The organism is Xenorhabdus innexi (genome assembly GCF_002632485.1).
GTDB lineage: Bacteria > Pseudomonadota > Gammaproteobacteria > Enterobacterales > Enterobacteriaceae > Xenorhabdus > Xenorhabdus innexi.
Genome location: NZ_NIBU01000185.1, coordinates 1 through 1,114 on the forward strand (window position 1 = coordinate 1; position 1,114 = coordinate 1,114).

Consider the following 1,114-nt stretch of genomic DNA (forward strand, 5'->3'; position numbering starts at 1 on the left):
GCTGCCTTGCTGAAACGGCATTTTGGCCTGAGCCTGACCGATACGGCCCTGTGTGAAACCGATACGGTGGCAGCACTGATAGACAGCGGTGTCCGGCCTTCAGAAGCCATTAACGAACTGGTGGATAAATACGACTTAACCCGGCTGAATACGCAGGTTATCCCGCGCAGTACGCCTTATCTGGATATCCACGATGAACTGACGGTGATTTTTGACAGCGGTCTGGCTGACAGGCTGTTCAGGCAAACCGACCCGTAATTCTTTTTTTTCAATCTACCCATCGGGGGAACCGCTTTCCCTGACGGGACGGTTCCGCCTGTTTATTTTTTATCATCTGAGTGAGGAACTTAACCATGGCAGAATGGTGCACCAATCAACTGGAAATCACCGGCAAATCCGTCTGTATCGATGTGATGCAACAGTGGGTCTGCGGGGAAGAAGTTCCCCGTTACCGCCAGGCGGTGCTACAAAGCCTGCGCCTGTTTCTGGCCGGCTGTGCAGGAATACTGAAACCCACCAAACCGCAGACGTATACGCCATATCCGGCGTTAGTGCGCGGCACGGCGGCACCCACGGCGCAGCATCTGGCCTTTGAGCAGTGGCTGCTGTTGTTGCAGCATAATGTGTCGCTGAATACGGACAATATCAAACGCATTGATAACCTGTACCGGCAGTCCGGTCTTGGCCTGATGCAGTGGGACACTGTACCGGAAGCGGCGCGTGATGTTATCGCCCGTCTGCTGACCCACCAGTATACCGACTGGTTTGGTCTGGTGGGCTGGTCGGATACACCGGATATCGGGGCGTGCTGGGATAAACTGAATGTGTATCCGCAGGCGGCGCAGCCCTGTGACATGCTGATGATTATGGCAACAAATCTGGCTACGGAAATCAGCGGCAGCAGCGGCTTACTGAAAGACATTCCCGCCACCGGACAGTTTTATGAGGAGCAGTACGGGCTGGAATGGCCGTTTGGTCACCATGTGCGCTGGGAGCGCCGGAATGTCAGCAGTTTAACCGTGCGGTTTGATTCGCCCTGGGCACCGCCTTCACCTGAACTGATGGGGGAGCTGTCCGCGATATTTGACTGTGAAATCCGCCACTGGTACAGCGA

2 protein-coding genes are annotated in these 1,114 nt (G+C 55.1%); both read left to right on the forward strand.

From position 1 onward, the window contains the following. Positions 1-258, forward strand: a 258-nt coding sequence (locus Xinn_RS20930; protein WP_099137816.1) for a TA system toxin CbtA family protein, incomplete at its 5' end; no start/stop codon positions are given. 95 nt (positions 259-353) lie between these two features. After that, on the forward strand, positions 354-1,114 hold a 761-nt coding region (locus tag Xinn_RS20935), incomplete at its 3' end, for a DUF1281 domain-containing protein (protein WP_099137817.1).